Annotated in this window: 8 protein-coding genes and 5 pseudogenes; 8 read left to right on the top strand and 5 right to left on the bottom strand. The window is 43.7% G+C overall.

Annotated features, from left to right (window positions below; translation table 11 throughout):
• The first annotated feature begins 154 nt into the window (after positions 1-154).
• Complete coding sequence (locus AC6R03_RS05825) at positions 155-1,303, top strand: tyrosine-type recombinase/integrase (protein WP_500653646.1); 1,149 nt, start codon at positions 155-157, stop codon at positions 1,301-1,303.
• A 484-nt stretch (positions 1,304-1,787) separates the two neighbouring features.
• On the opposite strand, the gene AC6R03_RS05820 is transcribed toward AC6R03_RS05825, so the two are convergent.
• From AC6R03_RS05820 to AC6R03_RS05810, 3 genes and pseudogenes are all read right to left on the bottom strand, one after another.
• Positions 1,788-2,048, bottom strand: a complete 261-nt coding sequence (locus AC6R03_RS05820; RefSeq protein WP_500627388.1) for a Txe/YoeB family addiction module toxin — start codon at positions 2,046-2,048, stop codon at positions 1,788-1,790.
• Positions 2,045-2,296: a type II toxin-antitoxin system Phd/YefM family antitoxin gene (locus tag AC6R03_RS05815; RefSeq protein ID WP_500630708.1), complete on the bottom strand. Its 252-nt coding sequence runs from the start codon at positions 2,294-2,296 to the stop codon at positions 2,045-2,047. Before AC6R03_RS05815 ends, AC6R03_RS05820 begins: the two co-directional genes overlap by 4 nt.
• Before the next feature lie 97 nt (positions 2,297-2,393).
• Positions 2,394-2,636 (bottom strand): annotated as a pseudogene (locus AC6R03_RS05810) (transposase); the annotation flags it as partial.
• Positions 2,637-2,819: 183 nt separating this feature from the next.
• Here AC6R03_RS05810 and AC6R03_RS05805 point away from each other — a divergent pair.
• The 7 genes and pseudogenes from AC6R03_RS05805 to AC6R03_RS05775 all read left to right on the top strand — a co-directional run bounded on the left by AC6R03_RS05805 (position 2,820) and on the right by AC6R03_RS05775 (position 7,199).
• Positions 2,820-3,062, top strand: coding sequence for a type II toxin-antitoxin system ParD family antitoxin (locus AC6R03_RS05805; RefSeq protein WP_500630707.1), 243 nt, complete (start codon positions 2,820-2,822; stop codon positions 3,060-3,062).
• A complete protein-coding gene (locus AC6R03_RS05800) occupies positions 3,055-3,351 on the top strand; it encodes a type II toxin-antitoxin system RelE/ParE family toxin (protein WP_500630706.1) in 297 nt (98 codons plus the stop codon). The genes AC6R03_RS05805 and AC6R03_RS05800 overlap by 8 nt, the downstream gene beginning before the upstream one ends.
• A 229-nt stretch (positions 3,352-3,580) precedes the next feature.
• Positions 3,581-3,700 (top strand): annotated as a pseudogene (locus tag AC6R03_RS05795) (helix-turn-helix domain-containing protein); the annotation flags it as partial.
• Between the two features lie 371 nt (positions 3,701-4,071).
• Positions 4,072-4,389, top strand: a complete 318-nt coding sequence (locus AC6R03_RS05790) for a hypothetical protein (RefSeq protein ID WP_500630705.1) — start codon at positions 4,072-4,074, stop codon at positions 4,387-4,389.
• Positions 4,386-4,778 carry a hypothetical protein gene (locus tag AC6R03_RS05785; protein ID WP_500630704.1) on the top strand — a complete coding sequence of 131 codons (393 nt, stop codon included), beginning with the start codon at positions 4,386-4,388 and terminating at the stop codon, positions 4,776-4,778. The genes AC6R03_RS05790 and AC6R03_RS05785 overlap by 4 nt, the downstream gene beginning before the upstream one ends.
• A 1,206-nt stretch (positions 4,779-5,984) precedes the next feature.
• Positions 5,985-6,326, top strand: a pseudogene (locus tag AC6R03_RS05780) (FKBP-type peptidyl-prolyl cis-trans isomerase); the annotation flags it as partial.
• Positions 6,327-6,356: 30 nt separating this feature from the next.
• Positions 6,357-7,199 carry a D-alanyl-D-alanine carboxypeptidase family protein gene (locus AC6R03_RS05775; RefSeq protein ID WP_500630530.1) on the top strand — a complete coding sequence of 281 codons (843 nt, stop codon included), beginning with the start codon at positions 6,357-6,359 and terminating at the stop codon, positions 7,197-7,199.
• Positions 7,200-7,474: 275 nt separating this feature from the next.
• On the opposite strand, the pseudogene AC6R03_RS05770 reads toward AC6R03_RS05775, so the two are convergent.
• Positions 7,475-7,849, bottom strand: a pseudogene (locus AC6R03_RS05770) (transposase); the annotation flags it as partial.
• 101 nt (positions 7,850-7,950) lie between these two features.
• Positions 7,951-8,187 (bottom strand): annotated as a pseudogene (locus AC6R03_RS05765) (IS5/IS1182 family transposase); the annotation flags it as partial.

Below are 8,187 nucleotides of genomic sequence, written 5' to 3'. Positions count from 1 at the left end.
ATTTGTTGTGTGTGATCACCAAACGATTTTGTCATATGTTAGCATTTCAGAGGCCTACAGGACTGATGATTGTTATTCTAATTATATCACAATCTCATAGTGTGATATAATTACATTTATATCACACTATTGAGTTGAATGAGATAGAATCGTCATGGGAAACTTTCCAGCAAATAGAAAAAACCAAGTGACGCTGTCACAGTTGCATTCTCAAGATAAAGTAGAAGTAGAGTGGCGTAAAACTCAAAAAAAACTACGGCGCTTCCGCGTTAATTTCCCTGACTTATCTGATAGTTTTGCTCCTGACTGGGCATTGTTACCGACGGTACGAAAAAACTTGGTTGCCTTTGAAGAAAATCGTGGTGGTCATAGCGTCAATACACTAAAGATGCTGGCATTCGTTGTTAGAAAGTGGGATGAGTACTGCAAGTCTCACCAGATTTATAGCTTTCCTATCAATAGCGAAATATTGTTGAACTGGTTCAAATGGCAAAGGCTCGAGTTTAACGTAAAGATAAACAGCCTGAAGCAGTATCGAGCACAACTCAGTTTGTTCCATAAGATAATGGGGGTTGAAGATGTGACGAAGTCGCCTTCGTTAACCAGTTTTTTTAGATCACTCATGAAAGACGAAATGGAACTAAGCGGAACTCAAGTTATTGAGTTACAGGCCAAGCCATTTCGTAAGCATCACTTAAAACAACTGATGGACATTTGGGGTAATGAAAAAATACCACTTTCATACCGAGACTTAACTGTCCTAACCGTCGCCTATGGTACTCTACTTCGAGAAGGGGAAATAGGGAAAATACGCAAAAAGCATGTTAAATTCCTCGAAAATGGGGACATAAACATCTATCGTGTAACATCCAAAACAAGCATATCTCCCGAACCTAAAAGGCTAACCGGACAGTTCTCAAAGATATTGAGGCGTTACATTGAATTGTATTGCACATCTCTGAATGAGGATGACTTTGTTTTCTGTTGGCTCACAAAAAAGGGGCATCGACCGGCTGGTTACAGGCAGACCCCTATGAGTGGTATGACAATTGACAGAATATATCAGCGTGCTGACCGTTCTCTTGAGAAGCTGGGTTACAGTGTAACGCAAAATCATGATGGTCATCGCTCGGTTTGGAGTGGACACTCTAGCCGAGTGGGGGCTCTCCAAGATGGCTACGCTGCCGGTTTGTCACTTACCCAACTCATTCAGCTTGGAGATTGGAAAAGCAATGAAATGGTTCTGAGATACCTACGTGGCTTAAGTAATGACGATAGCCCGAATCTACTATTGCAGGGTTAGCAATTTCGCCGTAACCCTCGCCCGATAGGCAGTGAGTAGTCACCCTTCGCTATCGATGCAAATCTTGCTCACATTAGGTCGCCAATACTCAAGCTCGCCATCCATCTTGATTGTCGTTCACTCAGCAGATCTTCAATACTGGCTGACCTGCAGCGAGATTCAGAGCTTTCGATACATCAGCGGCAAAGAAGTACTCATTCCGATAAATTTTTAGCCCTTCGGCGGGCAACATTGTAGAACTACTCCAACTCTTCGTTCGCAATTCCTTTCTGCATTTTCTTCAGCATCGCTGTATCAGTATCTGTGATCTTCACCAGAATGGCTTCACCTTCTTCGGTACTGCATAAGCACTGGCTACGCTTATCTTCAGGGTTAGGCTCTTTCGCTATCAGTTGTTGTTAGACATGGTAACTGACAGTTTTTCAGCGTGAACTGAGTCAGTATCGGACGCCGAGTGTCAGGGATAGGGAGTCCATATCGTTCGTTATGTGCCGTAATGAAATCTCAGTTGTGCTATCAGAATTGTTTCATCTTGATACCGATAAATAATTCGATGTTCATCGTTGATGCGGCGAGACCAATAACCGGATAAGCCATGCTTTAGTGGCTCAGGTTTACCGATACCGTCATATGGTTCACGCTGTATATCTTTGATGAGGATATTGATTCGCTTGAGAATTTTTTTGTCGGTCTTTTGCCAATACAAATAATCCTCCCAAGCATTGGTTGAGAAAGTTAACTTCATTCGAGCAACTCTCTTTCTTGTCCTTTACCAGACTCTAGTTCTGCGACGGATTCGAGTAATCGTCGAGCGTTGGTAGGGGTACGCAAGAGGTATGTCGTTTCTTGCATTGCTTCGTAGTCTTCTAATGAAATCATCACTACAGGTGCTTCGCTCTTGCGTGTGATGATGACAGGGGCATGGTCATTGCAGACTTTTTGCATTGTAGATGCAAGGTTTGCTCTGGCTGCGGTGTAACTAATGGCGTCCATCTCTCACTCCAAACTGTTCATGTACATAATTAGGTACAGATTATAGCGACACATAGCAAATTGCTCAAGCAGACAGCTAACCTTTGGCGATTTTGGTTTGGTCGCGAGGGACGTCGATATCGACCTCTCCATCATCGGTGATAATTGATTTACCCGAGTAGCCATTGCGGGAGTTGGACTGGTTCTGGATTGGTGTTTTTGATATCCAAGGTGCTCATCGAGTTCAGCGTTTAATGCCGTTTCAACGGTCACCTTGGTTAGCATTGTTTGGAAGTCATCAAGATTCAGATTCTGTCTTAATTGACTTTGCTGCTGGATGTTCAGTTCCTGAACAAACCATTACCAAATTGATGTCTCCGGATCTCAAGAGGCTATTTTAAGAGCATTTTAATTCTTTTCAGGTTTGACACCCTCCCCTAGCGAATTCGCTAGGGGAGGATGTCAAAGACAACACGTGATTTGATTTTGATTTTTAGTTCATCTACTCTTGCTGTGTTAAATATCAACACAATAAGGTGAAGTTATGTCACGCACAACTAGTGTTACGATTGGCTCTCAGTTAGATGAATTTGTCGGTCAACTCATAGCGAGTGGTCGCTATGGCTCAACAAGTGAAGTAGTTCGTTCTGCATTGCGGTTACTCGAAAGGCAGGAGAAACAAACTACTGCTCTAAAAATGGCAATTGAAGCTGGTGAAAAAAGCGGCGAGTGCTCATTATCCCTTCATGATATCGCGGCCAAAGTAAAGCAGAAACACGATGTATAAACTGTCCAACCTTGCCGCAGAGGACTTTGAGCAAATTTTTGAATACACGCTACTGAACTTTGGCATAGAACAAGCCGATGTTTATACAGACAGTATGCATAACGTTTTGCTAACCCTTTCCGAGCAACCATTGATGGGCTTTGAGTGTACGGAAATTGCTGAAGGGCTTCGTCGTCACGATCATCATAAACATGCTATTTATTATCGAGCACACTCTCATGATATTTACATCATTCGTATTCTTCATCAGCAGATGGAGCCGTTACTGTACTTACATGCGAGTATTTAGTGACTACTCACCGCCCTAATCGGCCGATGCTTCTTATTTCGTTAGCCGTTGCTCGATAGTATCGAGACTTACGCAGCTTCGCGTTAGTTGGTATCGGTGATTTGAACGAAAGTAGCTACATGGTCAACCTAGGCTGGTTCTCGGTACAAGAAATGGTGTCATCGCCGAAGTAAAATTGACCCACCTGAGTCAAACTATCCATTCGTACACATGGACAAAGCGGCGGATTATGATCAATCAGGAGCAACTAGTGGAAATACACGTTTTACATCAGCAAGGGCGAAGCATCCGCCGCATCGCAAAGGATATGGGTATATCAAGGAATACCGTTCGCACTTATCTTCGAAATAAAGACAAATCACATACAGTCTACGGGTATCGTAACTCATTGTTGGACATTTTTGAGTTACGAATGGCGTCAGTATCTGCCTTGTTCCCATAAATAAAAATATGGGAACTCTATATCAGTGGCCAGTTTTAGTGAACCACTACAGTTCAACTTGGAGACTTACACTAATTAACTATTTAGTGGTAGTTTATCTACCGTAGATTTACCACTACTTTCGCGTTTAAAACGAACTAAGGTATAAGATATTTCATTGAGTATTTTGACCAAATATTGATTTTTACTTATTTTCGGGATGAAAACTGGAGTCAGGTAGGATTGCTACTTACTATATTAAGGTCTATTAACTACTACAAAGATAAGGAAATCAACGCATGGCAAACCTTCATTGTGAGAGCTGCAATAAGCAGGTAGGAAGCATCACCAAAAGAAACACCAAGGCCATCTGGGGGCTTGTTATTGGCGCGCTCGCCGTCTTCTTTTTGCTGGTATCTATGGCAATGCAAAGCCCTGCTGAGAAATTTCTCTCACAGCAGTATGGAGCGCAATCTTCCAGTGTCCCCAGCGATGTGTGGCTAATCATCCCTCTTGGCATGATAGTGATGGCGGTCGCACTGTACTTTCAAGGAAAAGAGCATTGCCCTGTGTGCAATTTGGAGCTCACGCTTGATAAAAAAGGGCAAAATAAATGATGAGATGGCTATTATTGTTAGTTCTTTTTCCGGTATTTGTGCTTGCCGACACGTACAAAGTGAACTGTGAATTTGATGATGGAACGACCGCCAACTTCTCATTCGGAAATTCATTTGTGATCGGTGAAGTTGTTTATCCGAATAACGCTGGTGGCATAGAAATAGAGGAAAAATACAAGGTCGTCAATCGATTTCCACTTACCTTAGAATGGAACTTGGATTTTCTTGACGACGATGGGAAAGTCTCCATGACCTCAGTTCGAACCAGTGTTTTCAACACACACTACTACTACGAAGGCTCTTCTCACAAAAATATAGCAACCGGAGAAGAATTTACTCTAGATGTACGAATTAAGCCATGTGAAGTTGAGAAACACTCGGGGTCATAATTGCTTTCACCTTCGCTGCCTTGTTCGAATTAATATATTGTTCGTAAGGACGATTGCAACCTGAATGGCCGCTTTTTAGTGAGTCAAACAAATCAATCAGAGCATCTTTAAGGTGCTTTTTGTGCGAGCTACCATGCACTAAAGTTCGAGTAAGCTAGCACCATTGTCGCAGCACGAATAGAACTATCTCATGATTTTCTACCTAAACCTACCCCTTAAGTGGAAAAGTCAAAAGTCGCTTTCTATATTCCAATATTCTTGGAAGCACGTTCAATCACTGAATTCGATAACCAAGGAGCGGCAAGTGTGATGAAATATTGTCAAATTACTCTGTCAGCGCTAGCGATCTTCCCACAACAGGGCTTTGCCACTGAGGAATTCGACATACCCTCGATGAACACAATGGCATTACAAAGCTTTATCGAAAAAGGTAACTATAAGCGCGTAAGCAAGCCTAACGGTATTCCAACGATTTACGTCAACAATGACGGCGAAATACCCGAGTATATCCTTGTCGAGCACTCAGGATATGATGTAGTAGACCTCCGCCTCCTATACGATGCAGAACGAGGTCACAACAATACATTCACACCACTTACCGAGAAATTCGGAACCCCAATCTCTTACGCGGAGATTGTCGATGAGGTATCACAATACCAGCACTCATACGACGATTTTCTTCGCTACGGAATCAACAACCTTTGCAAAGATATCCCAGAGAACGACATGGACGAAGAGGCAAAGGAGATATGCGAGAGTCCAAACGACCCAGTTGCATTTAAAAAGCTCGTCCGAAGGTTTGCAAGTGAGGGGAGGATACCCAGTTTCTATTGCCAAGAAGTGGGAGATAAGGAAAACAGCCCACTGTTTTATCAGAACCAATGCATACTGGAATTGGTGTACCCTGATGAGGTCAAGAAGGACGGAAAACTGTCCTTTGCACGCGATCCTAAACTACCTGCACCTTCCATTGACTCGGAATACTTGTCCGTTAATGAGTCAACCAAAGGCCACGCGGAGTTCGGGCACTTCAGGGCTGTCATTTGGAACACTCGGGAGTACTTCGTTAGTCACCAATTTACTTCCGGAGGGTTTGCTGGACTTCGAGATTTAGAAGGGCACAATGAATACTACTACTTCATTCGAATCCATCAACTTGAAGGCAGCTCATCCCTACCTAAACCGACAACATCTACGGCCTCTACAGGGTTTACCACCACCGAGTCGGGATTGAAATACCGGATACTCAATGGAGACAACTCAGGGGCTAAACCAAGAAAGACGGACACAGTAAAGGTGCACTATGAAGGTCGACTCATGGACGGAACCAAATTCGACAGCTCTTTTGACCGTGGGGAGCCTGTCTCTTTCCCTCTAGATCGCGTTATAAAGGGGTGGACAGAAGGGGTCGCTCTAATGGGCGTCGGGGATACATTCCAATTCCAGATCCCACCTCAGCTAGCCTATGGCGATCATGGGTCACCAGCTATCCCACCCAACTCAACACTTGTGTTTGATGTTGAGCTGATTGAAATAATCGATTATTAACCTAAACCATTTGCACATCGGAGGTGCGCCATGAAAACTCACAAATCCTTTGCTTACGCACTCACACTAACCATTGCACTGATGCTTCTTCCCACGCACGGTGAAGCTCGCTCTAATCTGAGCATAGCTGCGGCAGCTTATGCCGTCGCTGACCATGCAACAGGTGAAATCCTCACAGAGAAGGACATAAACAAAACGGTTTCCCCATCTGGCTTTGCGAAGATCATGACCGTCTATTTGACCGCTAAAGCCATTAAGGAAGGGGAACTATCATTAACAGAACAGGTAACCATTTCCCAAGCGGCCAGTGCAAAATCATTCCCTGACGCTCCAAAAATGTTTCTACCCGAAGGGGAGAAAGTAAGCATTGATTCACTTTTGAAAGGGGCGGCAATCCAACGCGGAAACGATGCGACTGTCGCGTTAGCAGAGGCTGTATCCGGCTCTGAGATCGAGTTTGTGAAGCTAATGAATGCCACCGCTCGCGAGCTTGATATGACACAAACCACTTTTGTAAATTGCACTGGATCGGATGCCGAAGGGCAAACCACCGCGAACGACTTGTTGAAACTATCCTCTGCTTTGATACGCGATTTTCCGGAAATCTATGAAATCTTCGCTTCAAAACAGTTTACCTACAACGGCATCACACAATACAACAGAAACGCGCTTCTTTGGGATAAATCCATGACAGTTGATGGGCTGAGCACGAGTCACTCATCGAGCGCAGGCTACAACATCATCGCGTCCTCTGTAGAGGGAGACAGCCGTGTGATCGCCGTGGTTTTGGGAGCGAGCAGCGCAAACGACACAAAGGCTGAGGGCAAAAAACTTCTTAAGTATGGATACTTAGAACTTGACGCAAAAAATTAAATCCAAGAGTATTTCATTGGTAAGCTGATTCAATTTTTCGATAAACCGCGGCTGCACAAACGAACTATTATCTGTTTTAAGCCGTTAATTAATAAGCTATTAGCAAGTGTTAACTAAGAAAACGAGCCAGCGCGAAGACCTTGATTGTGTGGATGTTTGAGTTAGTTTTTCTAGGGTAAACTAGCATGGTCTTGAAACTGAGAACGCGCGACGTAACACCGAATGGGGCAGAATTGAGCTAGACCCTGTAAATAATTCTGTGTAACTGTCGGCGGTTACATGTATTCAGTGAGTCGGTCTTCGAACATAATCATAAAGCGGTTTAGAGCTTGTCGCCAGTTCCTAATCGGCATCGTCCACTTCTTGGAAGCATCTCGGATAGCCAGGTAGATCACCTTTCTAGCTGATTCATCCGTTGGGAAGAGCTTGCGCTTCTTGATCGCTTTTCTAATAACGCTGTTGAGGGATTCAATGGCGTTAGTCGTGTAAATGGCTCAGCGAATATCCTCTGGGTAGTTAAACAGGGTGTTGAGGTTGTCCCAATGCGCCGTCCAAGAGCGACTGATTTGAGGATACTTACTATCCCATCGTTCAGAGAACTGCTCTAAAGCGAGCAGTGCCTCATCTTCTGTGGCTGATTGGGGTATTGCGCCCATTTCTACGAAAAGTTCCATGACATTGGTTAAGTTACTGTATTTGTTGGTTTTTATTGCAAGCTAGGGCGTGTTGATCTTTGCTGTACATTTCGTATTCAGCAATACATCGGTAGCCACATTAACATGAATGCCAGAGATAACATGCTGACATAATTCCTTTCTAGCTTGTCATATATACTTGAAATAGCTCGATAATGCTTAATTCTCGCAAAGGCATTTTCAACCAGGTGACGATACTTGTATAGACACCAATCCATACTGCCTTTGTCTATATCTTGCCCGTAATTGCGTTTAGCAATTACCGTTTCTCCGCCATATTCCTTAACAAAAGT

Source organism: Vibrio sp. R10-SG-ISO4 (assembly GCF_059834135.1).
Note: the sequence above shows the minus strand (reverse complement) of the source record. Positions and strands in the feature narration are given on the sequence as shown.